Source organism: Bradyrhizobium elkanii USDA 76 (genome assembly GCF_023278185.1).
GTDB classification, from domain to species: domain Bacteria; phylum Pseudomonadota; class Alphaproteobacteria; order Rhizobiales; family Xanthobacteraceae; genus Bradyrhizobium; species Bradyrhizobium elkanii.
Genome location: NZ_CP066356.1, coordinates 2,974,932 through 3,001,215 on the forward strand (window position 1 = coordinate 2,974,932; position 26,284 = coordinate 3,001,215).

The following is a 26,284-nucleotide window of genomic DNA, read 5'->3' on the forward strand; positions in this document are numbered from 1 at the left end:
TCTGCCTCAATCGGGTTTCCAACCCGCTCCCTTATAAATGGCACGCACCAAGCCTTTTCCCAAGTCCTTCTTGGGGTGCGGAACGACCAGCGTTTCGCCCGACCGGGGATTCTTGAAGACGTGGTGAGAACCGGCAACCCGGACAAGGCTCCATCCCTCTCGCTTCAGGCGCCGAATGATATCGCGGCTGTTGGTCAACATGGCAATTCCGAGAACCAAGCAATCCGGACATGATGGTCCGAATCATACCGCGTTAAGTGAGCGGGATCCGGCTAGTGCTTCTTCGCCGATTTCGCCGGCTTCTTGGCGGCGGCCGCCGGGGCGGGGTGCGCGGGCGGCTCGGCGTCGGCGAGCTTCGCGACCAGCATGATCTGCACCTGGCTGTTGACCGGCGCGTTGGGACGGGCGGGGTCGAGCAACTGCTCTTCGCCGAGCCCGATCGACTGCAGGCGTTTCGGCGCGATCTTGTAGGTGTTGACCAGGATGTCGCGGATCGCGTCGGCGCGCCGCTGGCTCAGCAGCACGTTGTTGTCGCGCCGTCCGCCCGATTCGATGTGGCCGACGATCAGGAAAGTGTAGGGCAGCAGCGCGGAATGCGTCAGCGCGTCGGCGATCCGTCCGACGGTCGCATAGGACTCCGGCATCACGATCGGCGTGTCGACGTCGAACCTGACATCGACATTGAACGCCGGCAGTTTGGTCAGGTCGGGGGCGATCGGCGGCCGGCTCGAGGGCGGTGGCTCGTTCCTCGATCGCGACTTCGATCGTTCCAGCGTCTGCAGGCGCAACGCCGGGACATCGATCGCGGCGTCGGTCTCGAAATGATTGAGCTTGGCGATGATGTCGTCGCGCGTGACGGCGGTCTGCGCCTGCATCGGCGAGAGCGGCATCGCCAGCACGAGCAGCGCGCCGAGCAAACCCGACAGACTGATCTCGCGCGTGCCTCGTGCCGACAGCCGCATCATTGATACCCCGCGTCATTGATCGCCTGGGTGCAGTTGCGGCTGAGGCCCTTGGCGCTGACGAGGCAGGGCACCGACTTGCTGGTCTCCTTGGTCGAGCCGCCGCAGACCTTGACGATCTCGCGGGTGCAGGCATTCGCAACGGTGACGCGCGCCGCGATCCGCTTCTGGATCGCATCGAGGGTAGAGAAGTAGCTCTCCTTGCACTGCGGCGATATCACGTCGCGGTTGCGCGACAGGCATTCCTTGAGGCGGTTGGAGTCGAGATTGACGCCGCGGCAGTTGGCGGTGATGTCGGCGCCGCAGGCCTTGGCCAGTTGCGCTGCAGAATCGCCAAAGCTCATCGTCTCCGCGACCGCCAGCGACGGCGCGGTGAGCGCGATGACAAAAAAGAAAAACCTCCCCCGGACCATGGGGCCATCTCAACCCGTGAATTCAACCGGGGTCAAGGGCTACCAACAGAGAAGACCGCCAAAGAAGGTCGCTGTGTCACACCCGTTCCACAAAGCTGTCGACCACCTTCTTCTCGCCGGCCTTTTCGAAGGCGATGGTCAGCTTGTTGCCGTCGATCTTCACCACATGGCCGTAGCCGAATTTCTGGTGAAACACCCGGTCATCCAGCGAAAAATCCGACGTCGTGCCGGTGGACTTCGCCACCAGCTCGCCCTCGATCACGACAGGGCCGCGCTTGCTGCGATTGAAGCTTTCGGAGGAAAAGGACGATTGCCGCTCCTCGAAGCCGCTGCCGCCGCGGCCCCCGCCGCCGCGGTTGCGGTTGGCCTGGGCGCGCTGCCAGCCCGGGGTCGAATAGCTCGAGCCGAATGATTCGAGGTTGTCGAAGCGCGATGCGCCATAGCCGCCGCTGCCGCCCCAGCCCGATCCGCCCTTGGATTCGGTGATCTCGACATTGTGCGCCGGCAGCTCGTCCAGGAAGCGCGAGGGGATCGTGGTCGACCAGGTGCCATGGATGCGGCGGTTGGTGGCGAAATAGATTTTTGCGCGGCGGCGCGCCCTGGTCAGCCCGACATGGGCAAGGCGGCGCTCCTCCTCGAGCCCGGCGCGGCCCTGTTCGTCCAGCGTGCGCTGGCTCGGGAACAGGCCTTCCTCCCAGCCCGGCAGGAACACGTTGTCGAATTCCAGCCCCTTCGCCGAATGCAGCGTCATCAGCGACACCGCTTCGTCGCCGGCCTCGCCGTCGCGGTCCATCACCAGCGAAATATGTTCGAGAAACCCTTGCAGGTTCTCGAATTCCTCCATCGAACGCACCAGCTCCTTGAGGTTCTCCAGCCGGCCAGCGGCATCAGCCGAGCGGTCCTTCTGCCACATCTCGGTGTAGCCGCTCTCGTCGAGCACGATCTCGGCGAGCTCGGTATGCGAGGTGACCTCGCGCTGGGCGCGCCAGCGGTCGAACTGCATGACGAGATCGCGCAAGGAGCCGCGCGCCTTCGGCTTCAGCTCGTCGGTCTCGACCACGGCGCGCGCCGCCTCGAACAGCGGAATGCGGCGCTTGCGGGCATGGTCGTGCAGCAGCTGCACGGTGGCGTCGCCGAGCCCCCGTTTGGGCACATTGACGATGCGCTCGAAGGCGAGATCGTCGGCCGGCGAATTGATGGTGCGCAAATAGGCCAGCGCATCGCGGATTTCGGCGCGCTCGTAGAATCGGGGGCCGCCGATCACGCGGTAGGGCAGGCCGAGCGTGACGAAGCGGTCTTCGAACTCGCGCATCTGGAACGAGGCGCGCACCAGGATGGCGACGTCGTTGAGGTTTTCACCCGCGCGCTGCAGCTCCTCGAGCTCCTCGCCGATCGCGCGCGCTTCCTCCTCCGAATCCCAGGAGCCGGTGACGGTGACCTTCTCGCCGTCGACATCCTCGGTGCGCAGCGTCTTGCCGAGCCGGCCTTCATTATGCGCGATCAGATGCGAGGCCGCGGCGAGGATGTGGCCGGTGGAGCGATAATTGCGCTCGAGGCGGATGACCTTGGCGCCGGGGAAGTCGTGCTCGAAGCGCAGGATGTTGTCGACCTCGGCGCCGCGCCAGCCGTAGATCGACTGGTCGTCGTCGCCGACGCAGCAGATGTTCTTGAGAGCGGTCTGCTCCCTCTCCCCGTCCTTCACGGGGAGAGGGTCGGGGTGAGGGGCTCTATCCTCGAGCTCAGCCCGCGGAGAGTCCCCCTCACCCGGCGCGCCTTGCGCGCCGACCTCTCCCCGCAAGCGGGGCGAGGTAAGCTCGCCCGGGATCACCGCCGAGAGTGGCTGGCCCGGCCGCGACGGCGCCTGCGACAGCAGCCGCAGCCACAGATACTGCGCGACGTTGGTGTCCTGATATTCGTCGACCAGGATGAACTTGAAGCGGCTCTGGTACTGCCGCAGCACGTCGGGATTTTCGCGGAACAGCCGGATGTTCTCGAGCAGCAGGTCGCCGAAATCGGCCGCGTTGAGGATCTTCAACCGCTCCTGATAGGTCGCGTAGATCTTGCCGCCCTTGCCGTTGCCGAACGAGGCGGCTTCGCCCGCCGGCACCTGCGACGGCGACAGGCCGCGGTTCTTCCAGCCGTCGATCAGGCCGGCCAGCATCCGCGCCGGCCAGCGCTTGTCGTCGATGTTCTCGGCCTGCAGCAATTGCTTCAGCAGCCGCACCTGGTCGTCGACGTCGAGCACCGTGAAGTTGGATTTGAGCTGCACCAGTTCGGCATGGATGCGCAGGATGCGGCCGCCGATCGAGTGGAAGGTGCCGAGCCACGGCATGCCCTCGACCGCCTGGCCGAGCATCTGGCCGAGCCGCAGCTTCATCTCGCGCGCCGCCTTGTTGGTGAAGGTCACCGACAGGATTTCGTGCGGCCGCGCGCGGCCCTGGCTCAGGATATGCGCGATCCGCGTCGTCAGCACGCGTGTCTTGCCGGTGCCGGCGCCGGCAAGCACCAGCACGGGGCCGTCGAGCGTCTCCACCGCCTCGCGCTGCTCCGGATTGAGGCCGTTCAGATATTGCGGGCCGCCTGCCGCCGCCCGCGCACGCGCACGCGCGGCGATGCCGCCAGCCGCCGGCTGGTGCTCGGGAACGCCGTGATGGGGCAATTTGCTCGGCTCGGTCATTGGCGAATCGTCTCGGCCCCACGATGGCACCGCGGGACGGTGAAGGGGAGCCTTCTTAACAGGGATTGAAGGCCATATAGGGCCTGATCGGCCGTTTTGACAGGTTTTATCGCGGCTGACGGGAACGCTTTTGGCAGCAGCCCACACTCAATCCTGGTTCCGGAAATCGGCGAAAATTTCGCGGTTTCACGCTCAGGAACATGCGTTTCCCGGCCGGATTGTTTCAACAGGTGCGCGCCGGACGGAGGTCCGCGCCAAGGAAACAGCAGGGAAACGAAGCGGAGTTTTGATCATGCTGAGCTGGGTCGTCACGTTCCTGGTCATCGCCCTGATCGCGGGCATTTTGGGCTTTGGCGGCATCGCCGGCGCATCCGTCGAAATCGCCAAGGCGATCTTCTTCATCGCTGTCATTCTATTCCTGGTGTCGGCGGTGGTCGGATTGGTGCGCGGCCGCACAAGGGTCTAGCGAGGCAATCGGTTGCGTGCCTGCCGCAGTGACAGCGCAAACCTCTCCCTCTGGGAGAGGTGAAGAGTCCGCGGCGAGATCTACTCCAAACAGCCTACTTCGAGGGCATCGCCACGTTGCGGCCGATGCCCTCGGGACGTGGTACACCCGCATAGCTGTCGACGATCGCGCGAGCGCGGGCGCGGATATCGGGCGGAAACGGTGCCACCTTGCGCGCTTCCATGTCGATGTGCAGCGTGAGGTTTTCCGAGGTCGCGGAGAGCCAGCCTTCGGTGGCATGACGCAGCTCCTCGAAGGTGTGCAGCCGCTTTTCGTCGGCGCCGAGAAGATAGACCTGGACCTGCACGGGATCGCCGAGATGAATCTCTCGGAGGTAGCGAACGTGGCACTCGGCGGTGAAGGTCGAGCAGTGCCGCGTCTTCATGTAGGCCGGTCCGATCCCGAGCTGCAGCCACATCTCGTCGATGGCGCGGTCGAACATGACATTGTAGTAGGCCATGTTGAGATGGCCGTTGTAGTCGATCCATTGCGGCTCGATCTGCATCACCGAGGATCCGAACGGGGCCGATGGAAGCGGCATCTCGCTGGTGGCAGTCGCTGAAGTCATGATCCATCCCCGGTTCGTTGGCGTTCGAGCATGAGCTTTTCTGTGACTCCGGCGTCCACTTTTTCAAGTCAGGCTCTCTTGACCCCTTATACAAGCTTTGCCACGGTCGGCTAAAGGTGGGAGGAAATTTGACGTGGCGACAACGATTTCGAGCACTGTGACGCGACCTGAGCCGCAGGCCCTGAAGCGCGCGATCGACGCGCTGGCGGCGCGGTTCGGCAACCGGCTCGTCACGTCGCAGGCGGTGCGCGAACAGCACGCCCATACCACCACATGGCTGCCGACCCAGCCGCCGGACGCGGTCGTGATGGCGCAGGAAACCGCCGACATCCAGGACGTGGTGCGAATCTGCGCCGCCAATCGCGTGCCGGTCATCGCCTTCGGCACCGGAACCTCGCTCGAGGGCCAGGTCAACGCGCCCGCGGGCGGCATCTGCATCGATCTGCGCGACATGAACAAGGTGCTCGAGGTGCATGCCGAGGACCTCGACTGCGTGATCCAGCCCGGCGTGACGCGAAAGGCGCTCAACGAGCATCTGCGCGACCAGGGCCTGTTCTTTCCGATCGATCCCGGCGCCGATGCCTCGCTCGGCGGCATGACCTCGACCCGCGCCTCCGGCACCAACGCGGTGCGCTATGGCACCATGCGCGAGAACGTGCTGGCGCTGAAGGTGGTGCGCGGCGACGGCGAGATCATCACGACAGGCACGCGCGCCAAGAAGTCGTCGGCCGGCTACGACCTGACGCATCTGTTCGTCGGCGCCGAAGGCACGCTCGGCATCATCTCCGAACTGACCATCCGCCTGCGCGGCATTCCCGACACGATCGCTGCGGCGGCCTGTTCGTTCGACACGGTGCGTGGCGCCTGCCAGGCCACGATCCTCGCGATCCAGACCGGCATTCCGGTCGCCCGGATCGAGCTGCTCAATGCCGCGCAGGTGAAAGCCTGCAACAGCTACTCCAAGCTGTCGCTGCCCGAGACGCCGCTGCTGCTGCTGGAATTCCACGGCAGCGAGGTCGAGGTCGCCGAGCAGTCGAAGAATTTCCGCGACATCGCCGCCGAATGCGGCGGCGGCGACTTCACCTGGACCACCAAGCCGGAGGACCGCACCAAGCTGTGGCAGGCCCGGCACGACGCCTACTGGTCCGTCAAGGCGCTGCGTCCCGGCGATAGCATCGGCGTCGTCGCGACCGATGTCTGCGTGCCGATCTCGCGGCTTGCCGACTGCGTCACCGAGACCGAGGACGATCTCAAGCGGCTCAATCTGCTGTCGCCGATCGTCGGTCATGTCGGCGACGGTAATTTCCACTGCTCGCTGCTCTGCGATGTCAACGACAAGGACGAGATGGCGCGCGGCGAGGAGTTCATGCACCGCCTGGTCGAACGCGCCCAGGCCATGGACGGCACCTGCACCGGCGAGCACGGCATCGGGCAGGGTAAGCAGAAATATTTGCAGGCCGAGCTCGGGCCGGAGGCGCTCGACGCGATGCGGGCGCTGAAGCATGCGCTCGACCCGCAGAACATCTTCAATCCCGGAAAGATCGTCCCGGCCGCCTGAGGCGTCGTCACGCCGCGCAGGGGCCGCGAACGCCCGCGCGGCGCGCGTTGTGCGTGGAACTTTTTCGCCCGCCCGGCGTCTCTCTTGCATTGCCGCGATGTGTGCGGTGCGCGGAGGGAAAACGCTGTGATCGGACGGGCAATCGGAATTGCGGTCGTGGTGCTTGCGATGGCGCTGTCGGGCGACGCGATTGCCCGAGGCGGCGGCCATGGCGGAGGGCATGGCGGCGGCCATGGACATGGCGGTGGCCATGGGCACGGTGGTGGCCATGGACGTGGCGGGCATGGCTTCGGCCACATGCATTTCGGCGGCGGCCATCATGGCGGGTTCGGCCGCTCGCATGCGATCTCGCGATCAGGCTTCGCCGGCCACGGCGCCTTCGCATCGCGCGGGGGTGGCAATTTCGGCCGGATGCGCAATGCCGCGATCGTACCAGGCCATATGCGCAATACGTTCAACTCGCTGTCGCGCAGCGGCGCATTGCGCAACGGCCGGCTGTTGAGCAACCCGGCGGCGCGCGCGCAGATCGCCGCGGCCGCGGCGCTCGCCGGCTGGCACGGCGGGGCGGTGGCCAACGGCTGGTGGCAGCATCCCGGCGGCGGCTATGGCTGGGTCGGTCCGCTGTTCTGGCCGTTCGCGTACAACGACATCTACGACTACGCGATCTGGGGCGACGACATCGGATTCTGGGGCTACGGCTATCCGGACATCTATGCCGGCATCTTCGGGCCCTATGGATATGACGATCTCAGGGGCTATCTACCGGAGCGCCGGACGGGCCGCCGTTACCGCGGCGGCGGGCGCATCGAGCAGATGTGCGGCAATGACAGCCGTTCGGTCGCCGGCCTGCCGGTGGATCAGATCGCGGATACGGTGCAGCCGACCGAAGCGCAATCGGCGGCGCTCGGCGAGCTCGGCAACGCGTCGCTCGCGGCTGCCCAGGTCATTCGCGCGGCATGTCCAGCGCAGGTGGTGTTGACGGCGCCGAACCGCCTCGCCGCCATGCAGCAGCGGATCGAAGCGATGGTCACCGCGGTCGGAATCGTGAAGCCTCCGCTGGAGAAATTCTACGGCCTGCTCGATGACGAGCAGAAAGCGCGGCTCAACGCGCTCGCCGAGAACCAGCGCAAGGAAGCCGCGGCCCGTGATCCGAACGCGACGGTCGCCCAGAGCTGCGGCGCCGCGCAGCCCGCGATGCAGGAATGGCCGACGGGCGAGATCGACGCGCGGCTGCAGCTGAGCGACACCCAGCGCGGTGCGCTTCAGGTGCTGCAGGACGCCAGCGCCGACGCCGCGCGGAAGCTGAAGGCCGCGTGCCAGACCAACGAGGCGATGACCCCGCCCGCACGTCTTGCCTTCGTTGCCAAGCGGCTCGACGTCATGCTGCAGGCGGTCAAGGATGTCCGCGCCGCGCTTGAGAATTTCTATGCCACGCTCAGCGATGAGCAAAAGGCGCAGTTCGAGGCGATCGGGCCGAAACGATCTGCGTAGAGTGCTGTCGGTTCGCGCGAAAACGCGGCAAGCGAGAGTCCAGCAGTCTCGGCTCTGACGCAATCAGAACCGAAACGGGCTTTATTCCATGAATTCGACATCGATTCGCGCGGGGATCGGCGGCCGGTGTGGCCGCCGGGCCATAGTGTGCACCTCTTGCTCGGCACCGAGTGGCCTCCGCGGTTCACAGGTTGCGCCTAAGCCAGCTATGCTTGCCGTGCTTTTTTCAAGGTGCGGCGATGTGGTGGTTCAACAAGGCCGGGCGCAAGGATATCTGGGACGATCCCGTCGAGCGTCCGCTCGGCGACATCGAGGCTGCGCAGCGGATTCGTGCGATCTGCCGCGATGCCGCCGGCTGTGCCGAGGCGGTCGGCTCGCCCGACAAGCGTCCTCCGAACAAGCAGCAGATCGAGCGTGATCGCTACGAGCGTGCCGCCAAGGTCGCGATGGAGACCGCGATGAAGATCTCCGACGAGCTGGTGCGGGATTCCGCGGTGCGCGAGATCGTCGGTCTCTGCATGAAGGCCAATAACATCAAGACGGGGCGGGCGCTGTTTCGTGCCATCCACGCCGGCTCGATCAAGGCGGAAGTTTTGAGGGAGCATCCGACGCTCGAGGGCGAGCAGGCCTGAGGTCGTCGGGGCGAGGCGAGTGCCCGTAGCCCGGATGAAGCGCAAGCGAAATCCAGGACGGTTCATCAACGCGCGAGAAGATCCCGGATTGCGCTTCGCTTCATCCGGGCTACGCAGCTGAGTCGCCCCAAATTTGTAGCTCCGTCATTGCGAGGAGCGATAGCGACGAAGCAATCCATGCTTCCGCATGCTACACGATGGATTGGTTCGCTTTGCTCGCAATGACGGAGGATAGTGCGTAGCCCGCATGAGCGAAGCGATATGCGGGAACGGTTTCCCGGGTATCGCTTCGCTCACCCGGGCTACGGACCGATCCCATCAATCTCTACGCCTGCCCGCCGAGCGTGCGGACCGCTTCGTCGACGCTGCGGAAGACGTGGTCCCGCGGCAACACCTCGTAGAGACCGAAGCGCTCGAAGGCGTCCTGCGCGCGCTCGGATTCGAGCCGCGCCACCGCCACCGTCACGCCGTCATCGCAGCATTCGCGGAACAGATCGCGCAGCGCCTGCGCCGCCGTGAAATCGATCTCGATCATGCCGCTGGCCTCGATCACCAGCAGCCGCGGCTTGGGTGTCGCCCCGCTGATGGCCTCGAGCACGCCGCTGTGGAAACTTTCCGCGTTGAGGAACGACAGCGGGGCTTGCAGGCCGACGACGGCAATGCCGGGCGTGCGCTCGCCTGTGACGTGCGGGCCCGTCGGCCACCAGATCGTGGTGCCGGGCACATGGACGAATTCGGCAAGCTGGCCGCGCGTCGTGGTCCAGATGCCGTGCAGCAGCGACAAAGCGATGCCGACGGCGACGCCTTGCTCGATCGGCAGCACGATGATCGCGGCCGCGGTCGCCACCACCAGCAGGAATTCATAGAACGACTGACGGAAGATCGCGACGATCTGCTTCACGCGGATGATGCGCAGCGCCACGAACAGCAGGACGCCGCCGAGTGCCGCGTCGGGCACGTGCCGCAGCAGCGTCGCGCCGAACGCGAGCAGCGCGAGCACGATGGCCGCGGCGAACAGCCCCGAGAGCTGCGTGCGTCCGCCGGTCTCCGACACGATGCCGGTCCGCGGCGGGCTGGCGTTGACGGGAAAGGCGCCGAATAGCCCGGACAGCACGCTGCCGGCACCGGCGCCGAGGAAGTCGCGATCGACGTCGGCCGGCTTGTCCGGATCGGACAGGAACGAGCGCGTCGTCGCGGCGGTCTGCACCATGACGACGACCGCGATCAGGATCGCCAGCGACAACAGCTTGATCCAGCGCTCCGGCGCGATGTCCGGAAACGATGGCGTCGGCAGCGTCCCGGGCACGGTGCCGACCGCCTTGACGCCCTTGCTTTCGAGATGGCCGGCGATCACGGCGACGGTGGCCACGACAAGGCCGATCAGCGCGCCCGGAATGCGTGCGCTGATCTTCTCCGATCCGGCGACCAGCGCCAGCACGCCGAGGCCGATCGCCAGCGTGTAGAGATTGGTTCGGCCGATCTCTTCAGTGAGCAGCCCGAGCTTGTAGAGCGTCGGGCCGTCCGGCGTGGTCAGGCCGAGCACGCCGGGCAATTGCGAGACCAGGATGTGGACCGAGATGCCGGCGAGGAAGCCCACCGTCACCGGCGTCGACAGCAAATTGGCGATCCAGCCGAGCTTGAACAGGCTGCCGGCGATCATGATCGCGCCGACCATCAGCGCCAGCGCCATTGCCAGCGCCTGATAGTCCGGCGAGCCGGCGGTCGCCATCAGCGCGAGGCCGCCGGCGAAGATCGGCGTGATCGTGGAGTCGGCGCCGCAGGACAGGAAGCGGTTGGCGCCGAACATCGCAAAGCCGAGCGAGCCGGCCATGAAGGCGAAGAAGCCGATCTGCGGCGAGAAGCCGCCAAGCCGCGCGGTCGCCATCTGCTCGGGGATCGCGATCGCGGCGAGCGTCAGCCCGGCGATCAGGTCGCCCGGCAGGTCGCTTGGCCGGAACGCCCTGAGCGAACGGAAGATCGGCCAGCTGGCGTGGGTCTGACGATCCTGGCCCATCGGTGTCTCATGAGGATTGCCGCAATTCCGCAATAGTCCGACATCGCGCGGCCAAAATCCAGCGGACGGCAGCCTGCGTCGGCGCGAAGACCTAGCCGATATTTTGCAGCGCCGGGAAGGTTTCCAGCAGCCAGACGCTGACGCTGGACACTGCGCCGGTCAGGAAGCCGATGCCGGTGACCACCATCAGCACGCCCATCACCCGCTCGACCGTGTCGAGATGGCGCTTCATCCGCGCGAACAGCGAGGAGAACTGCTTGACCATGAAGGCCGCAAGCAGGAACGGGATGCCGAGCCCGGCGGAATAGACCGCGAGCAGGCCGGCGCCTTTCGTCACCGTGGCCTCCGCGGCCGCGATCGAGAGGATCGCGGCCAGGATCGGCCCGATGCATGGCGTCCAGCCGAAGGCGAAGGCCAGGCCCATGACATAGGCGCCCCACAGCCCGACCGGTTTCGGCGCGGTCAGCCGTCCCTCGCGCATCAGCAGGCCGATCCGGGTCACGCCGAGGAAGTGCAGGCCCATGATGATGATGACGATGCCGGCCAGGATCGAGAGCTCGGCCGACCAGGCGCGCACCAGCCCGCCGACGAAGGACGCGCTGGCGCCGAGCGCGACGAACACGGTGGAGAAGCCGAGCACGAACATCAGCGCCGCCGTCATCACCGCGCGCTTGGAGGCCGCGGTGGCGCCGTCCTGGTTGACCTGCTCGATGGTCGCGCCGGTCAGATAGATCAGATAGGGCGGCACCAGCGGCAGCACGCAGGGCGACAGGAAGCTGACCAGACCGGCGATCAGGGCCGCCGGGATCGAGACGTCGTGCATCAATGAAACCTTCGCAGAATAGCGCTCCTGTCTTGGCGTCTACGCCGCCAACAATCCAGAAGTTTCGTCGTCGCAGCCTTCAACTATGGTCACAGGGTCGTGTGCGGGAGGCCGGGACCCATGACCACCGCTGCACATCGTTGCGGCTGCGGCGCATGGGTCCCGGCCTTCGCCGGGACGACGACGGGGAGGGAGCTGCCCGCTCGCTACCGCTTGCGCGCGGGTCGGCTCGCCGGCGTCTCGAACTCCCGGCCGCGAATGCGCACCAGATCGTCGGCGGAATTCGTCAGCAGCACGACGGTAGCCGCGCGCGCCGTCTCCGCATCTCCGGCGGCGATCGCGTCCAGCACCGCGCGGTGCTCGCGCAGCGCCCGCGGACGGTGCGAGCCCGGCGCTGCGATCGTAAAACTCTGGCGCAGCGTGATCTCGAACATCTGCGCGATCGGCCAGAAGAATTCGTTGCGGGTGGCGAAATAGATCGCCTGGTGGAACGCGATGTCGGCGGCGACGAACTCCTCGTTGGTCTTTGCCGCGTCCATGCCGTCGCATCCGGCGCGGATGCGGGCGACGTCGACCTCCTCGGCATGGGTCGCCGCGAGCGCTGCCGCGGCCGGCTCGACCGCGGCGCGCAGCTGGAACAGCTTGGCGAGATAACGGTCGATCTCCGCGCTCTCGAGGTGCCAGCGCAGCACGTCGGGATCGAGCTGATTCCACTGCTCGGGCGGCCGGACCCGCGTGCCGCTCTTGGGTCGGGATTCGATCAGGCCCTTGCCGGTCAGCGTTCGGATCGCCTCGCGCACCACGGTACGGCTGACGTCCATCATCTCGCAGATCCGGATTTCCGGCGGCAGCGTTTCGCCGACGCCGATCTCGCCGCGCACGATGCTGCTGCCGACGCGGTCGGTGACCTGGCTGTGCACGCTCCGACGCAACGCGTTGGATGTCTGGAACATCGAGGGCCTCGCTGCGGTTGCAGCCTGCGCCGCCGCCGAGCCGCGCCCTTGCACAACCGTATCCGATTTGTCATACATTATGACAAATGGGCTGCCAAGCTCACGCCGTCAGGCGGGCGGCCAACACAATAAAGATCCGTTCCCGGGAGGAGCTCCATCATGACGTCGAATCGCGTGAGCCGCCGCATTGTGCTGCAGTCGTCGGTCGCCGCGACCGCGTGGCTTGCCGCCGCGCCCGCCATCATCGGCCGCGCCGAGGCCGCGGTGATGAAGATGCGATGCTCGTCGTCGCTTCCGAACGATCCGAAATATGCCAATGGCCGCGTCTACTACGACAATCTGGTCAAGAGCCTGAAGGCGAACGGGCTCGGCGAGCAGATCGAGGTCACCTTCTTTCCCGACAACCAGCTCGGCCAGGAGATCGACGTCATCAACTCGGTGAAGCTCGGGGTGATCGACCTGATGGTGTCGGGCTCGTCGATCTCGGCGAATCTCGTGCCGCTGGTCGGCACCTTCGACCTCGGTTACCTCTTCACCAGCTTCCAGCAGCAGACCAAGGCGTTCGACGCCGGCGCGGCGAAGCCGATCGAGGCTGCGCTGCTCAAGGGCGCCGGCATTCACATCATCGGCTGGGCCTATAATTTCGGCGCGCGCAGCGTGCTGGCGAAGAAGCCGGTGAAGACGCCGGAGGATCTCGCCGGCCTGAAAATCCGCACCTTGCCCAATCCGATCATCACCGAGTGCCTGCGGCTGATGGGGGCCGCCGCAACGCCGCTGGCGTTCGGCGAGATCTACACGGCGCTGCAGGCCGGCGTGCTCGACGGCCTCGAACACGATCCGCCGACCATCCTGGCGAGCAAGTTCTACGAGACGGCGAAGCATTATGCGCTGACCCAGCACATCTTCTCGCCGCTCGCGGTCTATTTCAGCGACACCAGCTTCAACCGCATGGCGCCCAAGCTGCGCGAAGGCTTCCTCGACGCGGCGAACAAGGCCGCGACCGACACCCGCGCGCACGGCCTTGCGGTGGAGAAGGAGGCGCTGGCGGCGCTGGTGGAGAAGGGCGTCACCGTCGTCGAATGCGACAAGGAGGCGTTCCGCAAGCGCGTGCTGCCGCAGACCGACAATTTCATCAAGGCGCGGCCCGAGGCCAAGGCCGTCGTCGACCTGATCCGCGCCACGCAGGCCTGAGGTCGGCGCATGTCAGTCGCCGCAGTCGAGGCGAGAAGCAGCGCTGATCGGATCACGGCGCCGCTGCTCGCGGTCAGTGACGCGATCGCCGCGCTCCTGCTTGCCGCCGATCTCGTGGTGGTCTGCGTCTCGGTGCTGGCCCGCTTCCTGTTCAACGCGCCGGTCGAATGGTCCGACGACGTCGCCCGCGGCCTGATGGTCGGGTCGAGCTTCTTCGGCGCGGCGAGCGCGCTCGCGCGCAGCGAGAATCTCGGCGTCGCCTTCTTCGTCAACATGTTGCCGCACGCCCTGCGGCGGATGGTCGACGCGGTCGGTGCGCTGCTCGTCACCATCATCGCCGGCTATGTCGCGTTCAACGCCGTCAAGATGGGCTGGCTGACCACCGGCCAGACCTCCGGCTCCGGCCTGCCGCTGGAATGGACGTTCTATCCGATGGGGATCGGCGCGGCGTTCATGACGGTCTTCGCGTTCGAGACGTTCTGTGGCCGGCCGCTGCGCGACATGGCGGCAGCCATCGTCGCGCCCGCCGTCATCGTCGGCCTTTATCTGGCCTGGGATGCATTCGCACCATCGTCCGTGCCGTCGTCGCAGGCGTTGATGCTGATCGGATTCTTCCTCACGCTGTTCGGCGGACTGCCGATCGGCTTTGCGCTGGCGCTGGCGGCGCTGATCTTCATCTGGGTCGAGGGCACGCTGCCCGGCGTGATCTTCGCCCAGCAGATGGCGCGCGGCATCGACAATTTCGTGCTGCTGGCGATCCCGTTCTTCATCCTGGTCGGCTACCTGATGGAAGCCAACGGCATGTCGGTCCGGCTGATCGAGCTGTTGCAGCGTGCGGTCGGACGGATGCGCGGCGGGCTCAACGTCGTCATGGTGATGTCGATGGTGCTGTTCTCCGGCATCTCGGGCTCCAAGATGGCCGACGTCGCCGCGGTCGGCTCGGTGCTGATCCCGGCGGCGCGGCGCTCGCGGCAGAGCCCGGGCGGGGCCGTGGCGCTGCTCGCCGCCTCCGCTGTCATGGCGGAGACCATTCCGCCCTGCATCAACCTGATCATCCTCGGCTTCGTCGCCAACCTCTCGATCGGCGGACTGTTCGTCGCCGGCATGTTGCCGGCCGCGCTGATGGCGCTGGCGCTGATTGCGGTGTCGATCATCTTCGGCAAGCGTCCCGCCGCGAACGTGGAAGCCGAGCCGCGCGCCGCGGTATCGGGGCTCTGGACCGGTGCGATCGCCTCGTTCGGGCTGATCTTCATGATCTTCTTCGGCTTCAAGAGCGGCTTTGCCACCGCGACCGAAATCTCCGCCTTCGCCGCGGTCTATGCCATCGCCGTCGGCAGCCTGCTGTTTCGCGAGCTCGGTGTGAAGAGCCTCGCGCACTGCTTCGTGCAGTCGGCTGTGCGTTCGGGGCTGGTGCTGTTCATTGTCGCCGCGGCGCAGTCGCTGGCCTTCATCCTGACGCTGCAGCAGGTGCCGCATGCCGTCGGCGACCTCATGCTGGCGATCTCCGGCAGCCACGGGGTCTGGCTGTTCATGCTGCTGTCGATCCTGGTGCTGGTGGTGATGGGCTCGGTGCTCGAAGGCGCCGCGGCGCTGATCATCTTCGGCCCGCTGCTGCTGCCGGTTGCCGTCAAGCTCGGCATCGATCCGCTGCATTTCGGCGTCGTGCTTGTGATCGCGATGGGGCTCGGGCTCTTTGCTCCGCCACTTGGCCTTGGGCTCTACGGCGCCTGCCTGATCGGCAACGTGCCGATCGAACAGACCATCAAGCCGATCGCGGGCTATCTCGGCCTGCTGTTGCTGTGCCTGCTGGTGATCGCCTTCGTGCCGGCGATCAGCACGGCCTTGCCGCATGCGCTCGGCTATTAGGGGAATGGAAACGTGAAGGTGCTGCTCGCCCATACCCCGCAGATGCGCCGCGATTATTACGGCGAGCGCAGCCTGAACGGCCTGCGCGCGGTCGCCGACGTCAAGCTGCACGAGGGCGAGGAGGCGCTCGACGCGGCCGCACTGGTCAGGGCCGCGGCCGATGTCGACATCATCGTCGCCGACCGCATGACGCAGGGGCGAGGGGAGATCTTCCCGCAGCTGCCGATGCTGCGCGCCTTCGTGCGCTGCGCGGTCGACATCCGCAAGATCGACGTCGCCGCGGCCTCCGCCGCCGGCGTGCTGGTGACGCAGGCGAGCGCCGGCTTCGTCCAGTCGGTCGCCGAGCTTGCGCTCGGCTTCATGGTCGATCTGTCGCGCGGCGTCTCACGGGCAACCGCAGACTATCATGCGGGCAAGGCGCCCGAGGTCGTGATGGGCCGCCAGCTTGCGGGAAGCACGATCGGCATCATCGGCTATGGCAGCATCGGGCGCTATCTTGCCGCGATCGCAAAAGTGCTCGGCATGAATGTGCTGGTCGCCGATCCCTACGTAACGATCGATGATGCGGCGATCCGGCATCTGACGCTCGACGATCTGCTGGCGCGCGCCGACTACGTTGTCTGTCTCGCGATCGCCAACGCGCAGACCGAGAACCTGATCGGTCAGGCCGCACTGGCGCGAATGCCGAAGCACGCATTCTTCATCAACCTTTCGCGCGGAAACCTGGTCGACGAGGCGGCACTGTCGGCCGCGCTGCGCGACGGCCGTATCGCGGGTGCCGCGATGGATGTCGGCCGCGCGCCGGACCAGATGCCGACGCCCGAGCTTGCGAAGCTGCATAATGTGATCGCAACGCCGCATGTCGGCGGCCTCACGCCGCAGGCGATCGAGCATCAGTCATCGGAGACGGTACGCCAGGTCGCGAAGATCGTTGCCGGCGAGATACCCGTCGGCGCGGCCAATGCCGGCCACTGGACGCGGCGGCCTCGGCCATGAAAGTTTGGCGAAGCCCAATGTCGCCCGCGGGGCTGGACAAGAGCTTCGCATCCGGCCCAGACTTGGCCCGCATAACCGCGGCCCCTGAGCGCGCGGACAATCAATGAACGGTCCCGCAACAAACGACGGGCGCCGAGAGGGAACAGGGAGGCATCACATGGCTATTTCACGCCGTGACGTTTTGTTGGGCAGCGCCGGTGCATTGGGCGCCGCATCATTTTCCTTCCCGGCGCCAGCCATCGCACAGTCAGAACCGATCAAGATCGGCTGTCTCGCGGCGATCACCGGTCCGAGCTCGGCGCCGACCGTCGGCTTCAACCGCGGCGTCAACTTCGCGGTCGACGCCATCAACGGCGCCGGCGGGGTGAAGGGCCGCAAGATCGAGCTCGTGATGCGCGACACCCAGGGCGATCCGACCAAGGCGGTGAACGCCACGCAGGAGCTGATCAGCCAGGCCAAGGTGCACGCGATCTGGGGCCCGCTGAACTCGGGCGAGGCGCTGGCCACAACGCCGATCATGGCGCGCGCCAAGATGCCGGATCTGCATCCCTGCGTGGTCGAGACCCTGATCGACCCGGTCAAGTTCCCCAACGCGTTCCGCATCGCGCCGTCGAACAACCAATGGGACGACGCCGTGCGCAATTACTGTCTCAAGATCCTCAAGGTGAAGAAGGTCGCCGTGATCGGCGATACGACCGGCTATGGCGTCACCGCGGTCGGCGCCTCCGTCGCGGCGTTCAAGAAGGACGGCGCCGAGGTGGCCTATCAGGCCAATATCGACGCCACGCAGCCCGACATGACGCCGGACATGCTGCGCGCCAAGAATGCCGGCGCGGAAGCGATCGTGGTGTGGAGCGTCTCGACCGGCATGGAGGCGCGCATGTTCAACACCCGCGCCGCGATGAACTGGGACGTGCCCTTTGTCGGGCATCCCTCGATGGCGTCGGGCGAGCTTGCGAGCCTGGTCGCCAAGCCGGAGAACTGGAAGAAGGTCTACGCGATCGGCTACAAGAGCTGCAGCTATGACGGCGCCGGCAAGCTGCCGCCGAAGAGCGCGGACCTGGTCGCGCGCCTGACCAAGGCCAACATCGCGCTGAACGACACGCTGTTGTGGTGGGTCGCGGGCGGCATCGATTGCATCGAGCTGATCGCCAAGGCGGTCGCCGAAAGCGGCTCCACCGACAGCGCCGGCATCATCAAGTACTGGAACACGCTGTCGACCTATCCCGGCTATTTCGGCAATTACCGCTTCTCGCCGACCGAGCACAACGGCTATTTGACCGAAGAGATCGTGATGTCGGAAGCCTCTACCGCCAAGGACGGCACCTTCGCGCTGGCGCCGGGGTATACATAGAAGGGCGGGGGGCGCAGCCGATGCTGGCCTCGATCCTTGCATCCGGTCTCGCGGCGGGCGCGATCTACGCGCTCGTCGGCGTCACCTACAACACGATGTTCTCGACCTCGCGGGTGATGAGCTTCACCGCCGGACAGCTCGCGATGCTGGGCGGCGTGTTCGGCTCGATGTTCACGCTGAAGCTCGGCCTGCCCATTGCCGTCGGCTTCGTGCTGACGCTGCTCTGCTGCGCGGTGATCGGAATCATCACCGAATTCGTCGCGGTGCGGCCGGTGCTCAAGAGCCTCGACCAGCATCTCTACGTGCTCTCGACCCTCGCGGTCGCGCTGATGATCCAGCAGATCACCGCGATCAAATGGGGCACCGAGCCGCAGCCGTTCCCGCGCATCGCAGGATTCGGCGAGGGCGTTCTCGATGAGAAGTTCTGGCTGCCGGTCCTCGCCTGCGCCGTCACCATCATCGGCCTCGAATGGCTCTACCGCCGCACCCTGGTCGGCCGCGCGTTCCTCGCCATCGCGGAGGATAATTTTGCGGCGCGGGCGCTCGGCCTGCCCGAGCGCAATCTGCGCGTCGCAAGCTACGCGCTCGCCGGCGTGGTCGGCGGCATCGCCGGATTTTCCGGCGGCCAGTTGCTGCTCGCCTTCTTCGCCAATGGCGCGCTGCTCAACTTCTACGGCTTCGTGCCGGTGGCGCTGGGCGGGCTCGGCAACAACAGAGGCGCGATCATCGGCGGGCTGGCGCTTGGTCTGTTCCAGCAGGCCGCGAACTTCCTGGTCGGCGGCATCTTCTCCTCGGTCGCGGTGTTCACGCTGTTCATCGTGGTGCTGCTCGCCGCGCCGCAAGGGCTGTTCGGCGCTTCGACCGCGCGGAGGGTGTGATGACCACGGTCGCCGCCGCTCCGTCCCGAACCGACAGCGGCGCATGGCGCGCCGCGCTGCCGCACGTCCTGCCGTTCCTCGGCATTCTGGTGGCGGCGGTGCTGCTGCCGTTCGTCAGCAACGATTACTGGGTGCTGATCGGCACCCGCATGGCGATCTACTGGGTGCTGGTGTCGGGCCTCAATCTGGTGGTCGGCTTTGCCGGCCATCTTGCGATCGGATATGTCGCGCTGCTGACGCTCGGCGCCTACACGACGAGCGTGCTGGTTGCCGGCAACGTGATGCCGGCGATTCCGGTGTTCGTCGCCTTGCCGATAGCCGGCCTGATCGGCGCGATCTTCGGTGTGGTCGTCGGTCTGCCCGCCCTCCGCCTGCGCACCTTCTACTTCGCCATGTCGACGCTCGGCTTTGCGACCATCGTGACCCAGATCGCGCTGGCCTGGCAGAGCGTGACCGGCGGCGGCATCGGCATTGCCGGTCCGGAATTCCCGGCGCCGTTCAACACGCCGTGGGGCTTCTACGCCCTCTGCATCGCCTTCGCCGCGTTGACCACCTGGATGAGCGCCAATCTCGCGCGCAGCCGGTTCGGCCGCGCCCTGATCGCGGTGCGCGACGCCGAGGTCGCCGCCGAGGCCAGCGGCATCTCCAAGCCGAAAATGCTGATCGCGATCTTCCTGTTCGCCGGCGCGCTGGCGGCGATCGCCGGCGGATTGTTCGCGACCCTGCAGACCTACATCACGCCCGATGCCTTCACCTTCGATCTCTCGGTGCTGTTCTTCATCGCGATCCTGATCGGCGGCCGCGGCTCGATCCTCGGCCCGATGCTCGGCACCATCATCCTGACCATCCTGCCCGAGATCGCGGCGCCGCTGGCGGCTTGGTCGACCTTCCTCTACGCGGTGCTGCTGCTCGTGATCGTGCTGGTGATGCCGGGCGGCATCGCGGCGTTGCTCGATTTCCGCAACCGCCGTCCGCTCGCCAGCAACCGCGCCATCGTTCCGCGCCCGGCTGCACTCGCCGACATCGTGCGCCGCAGGGACGGCGGCAAGACGCTGCAACTGCGCGGCATCGCGCTGAGCTTCGGCAATGTGAAGGCGATCGACGGTCTCGATCTCGATATCGCGCCCGGCGCGATCCACGGGCTGATCGGACCGAACGGCAGCGGCAAGACCACGACGCTGAACGTGATCTCGGGCTATTATGCCGCCAAAGCCGGCACCATGACGCTTGGCGGCGAAGTCCTGGCCGCGGGCCAACCGGTCAAGCGCGCCGCGTGCGGCATCGCGCGCACCTTCCAGACGCCGCGGGTGATCGGCGAAGCCTCGGTGCTGGAGAACGTCATGATCGGCGGCTCGATCGAGGGCCGGGCCAATTTCGTCGAGGCGATGCTCGCACTGCCGCGCAACGGCGCCGACGAGCGTCTGCTCGCCGCCAAGGCGCACGCGCTGCTCGGCGTCGTCGGCCTCGAGGCGCTCGCCGACATACGCGCCGATCGCCTGCAGCACAGCGAGCTGCGCTTCATCGAGATCGCGCGGGCGCTGATGCTCGATCCGGACTTCCTGCTGCTCGACGAGCCCGCAGCGGGTCTTTCCAACGACGAGATCGAGCGGCTCGCCAGCCTGATCAAGGCGGTCTGCGGCCGCGGCACCGGCGTGCTGCTGGTCGAGCACCATGCCGATCTGATCTTCGACATCTGCCACCAGGTCACCGTGCTCAATCTGGGCCGGACGCTGGCGGCGGGAACCCCGGCGGAGATTCGCGTCCACAAGGAGGTCGTCAGTGCCTATCTCGGCGGCTGAACCGTTGCTCGCGGTCAATGGGCTGGAGTCCGGCTACGGCAAGATCCGTGTGCTGCACGGCATCGACGTCACGATTGCCGCCGGCGAGGTCGTGGCGCTGCTTGGGCCCAACGGTGCCGGCAAGACCACGCTGCTGCGCGCGATGTCAGGACTGTTGCCCGTCACTGCCGGGCAGGTCCGGTTCGGCGACCGCGACATGACCAACGCGACGCCGCGCGATGCCGCGCGGGCCGGGCTGGTGCATGTGATCGAGGGACATCGCGTGTTCACGCAGATTTCCGTGACCGACAATTTGCTGCTCGCAGGCTATGACCTGCCTCGCGCCGAGCGCGCCGTGCGCATCGAGGAGGCGTTGGCGTTCTTTCCCGAGATCGCCGAGAAGCGGCATGAACGCGGCGGCGCGCTGTCGGGCGGCCAGCAGCAGATGCTGACGGTGGCGCAGGGCCTGGTCCGCCGACCGCGGCTGTTGATGCTCGACGAGCCGTCCGCGGGGCTGTCGCCGGTGCTGGTCGATCGGGTCCTCAACGTCATCGGCCGGCTGCGCGAGCAGGGCACCTCCGTGCTGCTGGTCGAGCAGCTGCTGGAGAAGGCGCTCGCCTGTGCCGATCGCGTCTACGCGCTGGTGCAGGGCGCGATCGCGCTGGAGGCGCCGACCGGAGAGAGCGACCTCGCGCACCGGCTCGAGCGCGCCTATTTCGGTCATGAGAGCCACGCGTTGCAGACCTAGCCAATACAACCTGTGTGCTCGACGCCAGCAGCCGCGCAACTTGTGATCGGATGCGCGTCGGCTGCCATTGTGGCGCAATCTGCACGTGCGCCATAAAATGGCACGACAGGTGCAGGCGGCTTTGCTAAGCTTCACAGCGATACCCGATTGTGGATTATTGTCGCGTTGTTTTTAAGACTTGTTGCGGTTGCCTGCGTCTGCAGCTCTCTTCAAGAGGCCTACGATGCAATGTTTGCGTTGCGGTTGTCAGAACAGGGCGACCAATGAGTATTGCGAAGGGTGCGGCGCCTCTCTCGGAACTACGTGTGGAGCTTGCGGCCACCTCAACGGATCGAGCAGCCGATTTTGCGGAAAGTGCGGCGCTGCGCTGACGACGGCGATTGACGCGACCCAGGCTCAGCCGTCGCACGAGCATTCCCTGAGGAGCCTGCATGCCAAGGGCGGGGAGCGGAAGCGCCTCACGATTCTTTTCGCCGATATCAGCAACTCGACGGGCATCATCGATAGCCTCGGAGACCCCGAACTGGGCATGCGGCGTTTGCAGCCGGTGCTCGACCTGATGAACGAGGCGGTTCACCGCTACGGCGGCGTCGTCAACAAGGCCCAGGGCGACGGCGTCATGGCGATGTTCGGCGCCCCGCAGCCTCATGAGGATCACGCCGTTCGGGGCTGTCTCGCGGCGTTGGCGATGCAGGATGACGTCAAGCGGCTGCATGACGTCGATCTGCAAATTCGCGTCGGCGTCCACACCGGTGAGGTCGTCTTCCAGGCCATCGAGCACGGCATCTATCAAACCTATGACGCCGCGGGCGCGAACGTGCACCTCGCCAGTCGACTGGAGCACCTTGCCGAGCCCGGCACCATTCTGGTCTCGAGGGAAACCTACGCTGTCGCGAAACAGTTCGTGGAGGTGGAGGCACTCGGCGAGCAGGCCATTCGGGGGCTCGCGGCCCCCGTCGAGGTGCTCAGGCTGAGGGGCCTGCAGCATGCGCCGTCGAGCGGTGTATTCCGGACCGGACGACGGTTGAGCCCCTTGACCGGCCGCGCCGACGAGTTTGCGACGCTGACGGCCGAGCTCGAGAACACCCGCAAGGGAGATGGCCGGGTGATCGGCGTCGTGGGCGAAGCCGGCATTGGAAAGAGTCGCCTTTGCTTTGAATTTGCCGAGAGTTGTCGCAGCAAGGGCATCCGCGTCTTTGAGGCGCGTGTGCTCGCGCATGGCCGCGCAACGCCGTTTCAGCCGGTGCTGGCGCTGCTTCGGGATATTTTCGGCCTTCGCATCAAGGAAGAACCGCCGGACGTTTCGCGCCGCCGTGTCTTCGACCGGTTGGCGGCAATGCCCGTCTCCGATCATCTGGCACCCGTGTTGCTGGAATTCCTCGGCCTGGCGGACCCGCACCGGCCCGCGCCGAAACTGGATCCCAAGGCCCGCAAGGCCCAATTGCTCGATTTCGTCGGCGAACTGGTGCGCGCCGCACCTCGTGACAATGTGACGGTCGTCCTGATCGACGATCTGCACTGGATCGATCCGGCGAGCGAGGAGTTCGTCGAGGCACTTGCCGACGCCGTGGTCGGAACCACGACGATGCTCCTGGTCAATTTCAGGGCCGGATTGACCGCGCCGCTGATGCAGCGATCGCATTATCGCCAGATCAACATGGCTCCGCTTGGGCCGGCGGAGGCGCAATCGATTTTGCGCGATCATTTTGGTACCGACCCGTCGCTGGCGCTGTTGAGCAGGAACATCGTCGAGCGCGCGCACGGCAATCCGTTCTTCCTGGAAGAGCTCATGAGCGCCCTTGTCGAGCGCGGCGACTTCGAGGGCGAGAAGGGCGCGTACCGGCTGAAGGGCGGCATCGACACAATCCCGCTTCCGACGACCGTGCAGGCGGTGGTCGCGGCGCGCATCGATCGCCTCGACGAACACGCGAAACGAGCCCTCGAGGTCGCATCGGTAGCCGGGCGCGAAATTTCGCTACCCGTTCTCGACGCCGTTGCCGGACTGGCGAAGCCTGAACTGCTGGAAGCCGTAGGACATTTGCGACGCGCCGAACTGCTCTACGACGTGCCTCCCTTTGAGCAGCGGCTGATCGCGTTTCGTCACCCGCTGATCCAGGAAGTCGCCTATCTGTCGCTGTTGCACGAACGGCGCCGCGAGCTTCACGCCGCCGTCGCGCAGGCGATCGAGAAGCTGTTCAAGGATCGCGCCGAGGAACGGGCATCGCTTCTCGCCTACCACTGGGAGCATGCCGGCGAACATTTGAAGGCGGCGCAGCAGCACATGCGCGCGGCGGTCTGGGTCGGCGCGAACGATCCCAGTCAGGCTTTGCGAAGCTGGAAGAAGGTGCGTGAACTCCTGATGCACCAGCCCCCGTCGCAAATGACCGACTATCTGAAGATGATGGCCTGCGGCCAGATCGTGAATTTCGGCTGGCGCGAGGGAATTTCGGCCGCCGATGCGCAGGTCTATTTCGAGGAAGCTCGCGGCCTCGCGCTCGCGATGGGGGATCTGCGCGCCAACACGCTGATTCACGCTGCCTACGGCCGGATCTTGGCGAATGGCGGCTCGGCCGACGAGTATGTCCAGCGAGTGCTGGAAGCCAAGGCGCTTGCCGACACCGGCACCGACACCAGCGTCCAGGTCACGCTGAAGGCCATTCTCTGCCACGCGCTCCGGCTCTCGGGCCGGATGTCGGAGGCGCTGCAGATGAACATGGAGGCGGCGGCGCGCGCCTCGGAAATCGTGAAGTCGGACCGGGAGACGCTTGGATTCGACGTCGAGATCTGGCTGACCGCCATGCGCGGGCAAACACTCGTGATGCTGGGGCGCGGGTCCGAGGCCCGGCCGCTGCTCGATCGCGTGCTGCAACTGGATGGCAGCCAGGTCGATGCCATTCACTACGTCATTCCGAGCCTCGCCTATGTCGACCTCGCCTGGTCCGAAGGCGACGTCGGACTGGCCCAGCACCACGCCGATCGCGCCTTCGCGCTCGCGGTCAAAAGCGGCAATCCATATCTGCGCGTCTACGCCCAGGCCAGCCGCGGCCTGTCCCATCTGGTTGCAGGCCGGATCACATCATCGATCGAGGATCTGTCGGCCGCGCTCGACTTCGCGCGAACCCGCAAGGCCGGCCTCGAAAACGAAGCACGGATTCTCGCCGACCTGGCGAACGCGTATCGGTTGAAAGGAGATGCGGCGGCGGCGTTGTCCGCCGTCAACGAGGCGATTGCGGTTGCGGTCAAGCGGCACGCGCGCATTCCGGAATGCCTTGCCCGATCGGTTCGCGCCGATCTGCTGTTGCGCTCCGGGCGCGGCGATGAGGCCGAGGAGGGCACGAAGGAACTGGATCGCGCGACCGCGCTGCTTCACGAGACCGGCGCAATGATCTTCGCGCCCTTTGTCGGTGGCGCGGGAAAGACGGTCAAAGCGAGTCGAAGTTCGAACGAAGCCAATAATATTTGAGTTGCGAGCGAAAATTGTTCTGATCCCATTCGGATGATCCCATGCTGTTCGCGAATATGACGGGCGAACCGGTCGGCAAAGGAAGCGCCCGCACGTGCAGGGACACTCTCCTTTGCGACATCCTGGCCGATTTCGGGCGTGCGTTTCCCGATCTGCTCTTCGAACTCGACGAAGGAAGCGCAACCGTCAATGCTCAGGCCTTCATTCGTGGCAACGACCGCGTCGTGCGGATCTATGGCGGACTGGCTCACCACGCGGCGATGAACGCCGACGGCCTGGTTTTCGCCCTGCTTCACGAGGTCGGACACCATCTGTCGAAAGGCGGCCGGCTCGCCGCCAATTCCGAGCTCGGCTGCGAGTGCGCGGCCGACCGCTGGATTCTCGCCAAGGGCGCGGCCAGGCTGCGCAAGCAGACCGGGCGCACGCTCTCGATCGAGCGCGCGGTATCGAGCATCGAGCAATTGACTGCGCTTGCCGCCTGCGGCGGGAGAGCTCGCAAGCGTGGCCCAAGCGTGTGCTGGGCCGATCATTGGCCAAGGCGCAAACATGTCCTGGTTCGACCGGAGGCCGCGCCGGCAATTCCGCGGTGTTATCTGTCCGAGTTTTTACGACTGAATCAAATTGCACAAAGGGAGACGACAAATGGGTGCTCTACTTCCCGTCGGCAGCGGTCCCGATGCTGAAATCGTGGACCGGCTGAACCAGCTGTTCAGCGGTACGGAGCTGGCGGCCCTTCGCAGGCACAACAAGAAGGAAAAGCTCTTCGATCCGTATCATCGATTGCGGCGCGTCGCGTTCCGCATCGGAGCTTACCCGAGCAGGGACTACGGCAACGATGACGCCAAGCGGAAATGGTTCTTCTTTCTCCATCATGTGTTGCCAGAGGAAACGCAGGACGCGATCAAGAAGATCCTGGGCGATGCGATGACCCGAACCGCGATCAAGGCGGTGAAGTTCTCGGTCGAGGAGAACAGCCAGGTCCGTCATCCCCACCTGTTTCCGAGCAATAGCGAGCCGCTCACGAGTTACCTGAATGGCGCCGGCAATGCATATCTGGTCCATCTGGTTGTGCAGGGACCGATGGATGACAGCGCGGAGGATCCGCCTGGCGACAACGATACCGATAGCGGTGAACAGCCGATCGTCTGGCCGAAGCTTGAGCTCCGCAGGCCATCCTTCGGGCGGAGCAAATCGGGCGGCGCGAAGGGCGCTGCCAAGAAAAAGGCCGTCAGCAAGAAGAAGGTCGGCAAAAAGGCCGCCAAGCGTCCGCGCAAGCGTTGACGAGGCGATCACGGCGGTTGATTGTGGCGGCAAGGGTCGACGGATGCGTCGGCCCTTCTGTCTCCAGGTCGTCCTGAAATCTGGCTGGCGGCAGCGCCTGCTGCCGGCTGCCCAAAGTCCGCTACGGCGCCGG

General features: G+C 65.9%; 22 protein-coding genes. 14 read left to right on the plus strand and 8 right to left on the minus strand.

The window, feature by feature from the left end; translation table 11 throughout:
• Positions 1 to 6 precede the first annotated feature (6 nt).
• From JEY66_RS14160 to JEY66_RS14175, 4 genes are all read right to left on the minus strand, one after another.
• Positions 7 to 201, minus strand: a complete 195-nt coding sequence (locus JEY66_RS14160) for a type II toxin-antitoxin system HicA family toxin (RefSeq protein WP_016841560.1) — start codon at positions 199 to 201, stop codon at positions 7 to 9.
• A gap of 71 nt (positions 202 to 272) precedes the next feature.
• On the minus strand, positions 273 to 965 hold the full coding sequence (locus JEY66_RS14165; protein WP_016841559.1) for an OmpA family protein: 693 nt from the start codon (positions 963 to 965) through the stop codon (positions 273 to 275).
• Positions 962 to 1,375 carry a hypothetical protein gene (locus tag JEY66_RS14170; protein ID WP_016841558.1) on the minus strand — a complete coding sequence of 138 codons (414 nt, stop codon included), beginning with the start codon at positions 1,373 to 1,375 and terminating at the stop codon, positions 962 to 964. The genes JEY66_RS14165 and JEY66_RS14170 overlap by 4 nt, the downstream gene beginning before the upstream one ends.
• A 76-nt stretch (positions 1,376 to 1,451) precedes the next feature.
• On the minus strand, positions 1,452 to 4,052 hold the full coding sequence (locus tag JEY66_RS14175; protein ID WP_018273007.1) for an ATP-dependent helicase: 2,601 nt from the start codon (positions 4,050 to 4,052) through the stop codon (positions 1,452 to 1,454).
• Positions 4,053 to 4,344: 292 nt separating this feature from the next.
• Between JEY66_RS14175 and JEY66_RS14180 the strand changes: the two genes are divergently transcribed.
• Positions 4,345 to 4,518 (plus strand): DUF1328 domain-containing protein, encoded by a 174-nt coding sequence (locus JEY66_RS14180; RefSeq protein ID WP_016846258.1) that lies wholly within the window; start codon positions 4,345 to 4,347, stop codon positions 4,516 to 4,518.
• Positions 4,519 to 4,612: 94 nt separating this feature from the next.
• Here the strand turns inward: JEY66_RS14180 and JEY66_RS14185 are convergent, their stop codons facing one another.
• The gene (locus JEY66_RS14185) at positions 4,613 to 5,098 is read right to left on the minus strand and encodes a thioesterase family protein (RefSeq protein ID WP_016846257.1); all 486 of its coding nucleotides are present in this window, start codon (positions 5,096 to 5,098) and stop codon (positions 4,613 to 4,615) included.
• Between the two features lie 160 nt (positions 5,099 to 5,258).
• Between JEY66_RS14185 and JEY66_RS14190 the strand changes: the two genes are divergently transcribed.
• The 3 genes from JEY66_RS14190 (at position 5,259) to JEY66_RS14200 (ending at position 8,806) form a co-directional block, all read left to right on the plus strand.
• Positions 5,259 to 6,683 (plus strand): FAD-binding oxidoreductase, encoded by a 1,425-nt coding sequence (locus tag JEY66_RS14190; RefSeq protein WP_026193131.1) that lies wholly within the window; start codon positions 5,259 to 5,261, stop codon positions 6,681 to 6,683.
• Positions 6,684 to 6,809: 126 nt separating this feature from the next.
• Complete coding sequence (locus tag JEY66_RS14195) at positions 6,810 to 8,174, plus strand: Spy/CpxP family protein refolding chaperone (protein ID WP_016846255.1); 1,365 nt, start codon at positions 6,810 to 6,812, stop codon at positions 8,172 to 8,174.
• A 239-nt stretch (positions 8,175 to 8,413) separates the two neighbouring features.
• A complete protein-coding gene (locus tag JEY66_RS14200; RefSeq protein ID WP_016846254.1) occupies positions 8,414 to 8,806 on the plus strand; it encodes a hypothetical protein in 393 nt (130 codons plus the stop codon).
• Positions 8,807 to 9,131: 325 nt separating this feature from the next.
• Here JEY66_RS14200 and JEY66_RS14205 read toward each other — a convergent pair whose 3' ends face one another.
• The 3 genes from JEY66_RS14205 to JEY66_RS14215 form a co-directional block, all read right to left on the minus strand.
• Positions 9,132 to 10,820: a SulP family inorganic anion transporter gene (locus JEY66_RS14205; protein WP_018273006.1), complete on the minus strand. Its 1,689-nt coding sequence runs from the start codon at positions 10,818 to 10,820 to the stop codon at positions 9,132 to 9,134.
• Between the two features lie 91 nt (positions 10,821 to 10,911).
• A complete protein-coding gene (locus JEY66_RS14210) occupies positions 10,912 to 11,643 on the minus strand; it encodes a cytochrome c biogenesis CcdA family protein (RefSeq protein WP_016846251.1) in 732 nt (243 codons plus the stop codon).
• Between the two features lie 206 nt (positions 11,644 to 11,849).
• Positions 11,850 to 12,596 carry a FadR/GntR family transcriptional regulator gene (locus JEY66_RS14215; RefSeq protein WP_240536896.1) on the minus strand — a complete coding sequence of 249 codons (747 nt, stop codon included), beginning with the start codon at positions 12,594 to 12,596 and terminating at the stop codon, positions 11,850 to 11,852.
• A 159-nt stretch (positions 12,597 to 12,755) separates the two neighbouring features.
• On the opposite strand from JEY66_RS14215, the gene JEY66_RS14220 reads away from it, so the two are divergent.
• From JEY66_RS14220 to JEY66_RS14265, 10 genes are all read left to right on the plus strand, one after another.
• A complete protein-coding gene (locus JEY66_RS14220) occupies positions 12,756 to 13,787 on the plus strand; it encodes a TRAP transporter substrate-binding protein (RefSeq protein WP_018273005.1) in 1,032 nt (343 codons plus the stop codon).
• A 9-nt stretch (positions 13,788 to 13,796) separates the two neighbouring features.
• The gene (locus JEY66_RS14225; protein WP_016846712.1) at positions 13,797 to 15,653 is read left to right on the plus strand and encodes a TRAP transporter large permease; all 1,857 of its coding nucleotides are present in this window, start codon (positions 13,797 to 13,799) and stop codon (positions 15,651 to 15,653) included.
• Positions 15,654 to 15,665: 12 nt separating this feature from the next.
• Positions 15,666 to 16,649, plus strand: a complete 984-nt coding sequence (locus JEY66_RS14230; protein ID WP_016846713.1) for an NAD(P)-dependent oxidoreductase — start codon at positions 15,666 to 15,668, stop codon at positions 16,647 to 16,649.
• Positions 16,650 to 16,806: 157 nt separating this feature from the next.
• A complete protein-coding gene (locus JEY66_RS14235; RefSeq protein ID WP_225164325.1) occupies positions 16,807 to 18,003 on the plus strand; it encodes an ABC transporter substrate-binding protein in 1,197 nt (398 codons plus the stop codon).
• Between the two features lie 20 nt (positions 18,004 to 18,023).
• On the plus strand, positions 18,024 to 18,881 hold the full coding sequence (locus JEY66_RS14240) for a branched-chain amino acid ABC transporter permease (protein WP_018273004.1): 858 nt from the start codon (positions 18,024 to 18,026) through the stop codon (positions 18,879 to 18,881).
• Positions 18,881 to 20,680 carry a branched-chain amino acid ABC transporter ATP-binding protein/permease gene (locus tag JEY66_RS14245; protein WP_016846716.1) on the plus strand — a complete coding sequence of 600 codons (1,800 nt, stop codon included), beginning with the start codon at positions 18,881 to 18,883 and terminating at the stop codon, positions 20,678 to 20,680. The genes JEY66_RS14240 and JEY66_RS14245 overlap by 1 nt, the downstream gene beginning before the upstream one ends.
• Positions 20,661 to 21,407 carry an ABC transporter ATP-binding protein gene (locus JEY66_RS14250; protein WP_018273003.1) on the plus strand — a complete coding sequence of 249 codons (747 nt, stop codon included), beginning with the start codon at positions 20,661 to 20,663 and terminating at the stop codon, positions 21,405 to 21,407. Before JEY66_RS14245 ends, JEY66_RS14250 begins: the two co-directional genes overlap by 20 nt.
• A gap of 223 nt (positions 21,408 to 21,630) precedes the next feature.
• A complete protein-coding gene (locus tag JEY66_RS14255; RefSeq protein WP_026193128.1) occupies positions 21,631 to 24,870 on the plus strand; it encodes an AAA family ATPase in 3,240 nt (1,079 codons plus the stop codon).
• Positions 24,871 to 24,911: 41 nt separating this feature from the next.
• Complete coding sequence (locus tag JEY66_RS14260; RefSeq protein ID WP_016846719.1) at positions 24,912 to 25,553, plus strand: hypothetical protein; 642 nt, start codon at positions 24,912 to 24,914, stop codon at positions 25,551 to 25,553.
• Between the two features lie 4 nt (positions 25,554 to 25,557).
• Entirely contained in the window at positions 25,558 to 26,151 is a 594-nt protein-coding gene (locus JEY66_RS14265) for a hypothetical protein (RefSeq protein WP_244620838.1), read from the plus strand.
• Positions 26,152 to 26,284: the final 133 nt, after the last annotated feature.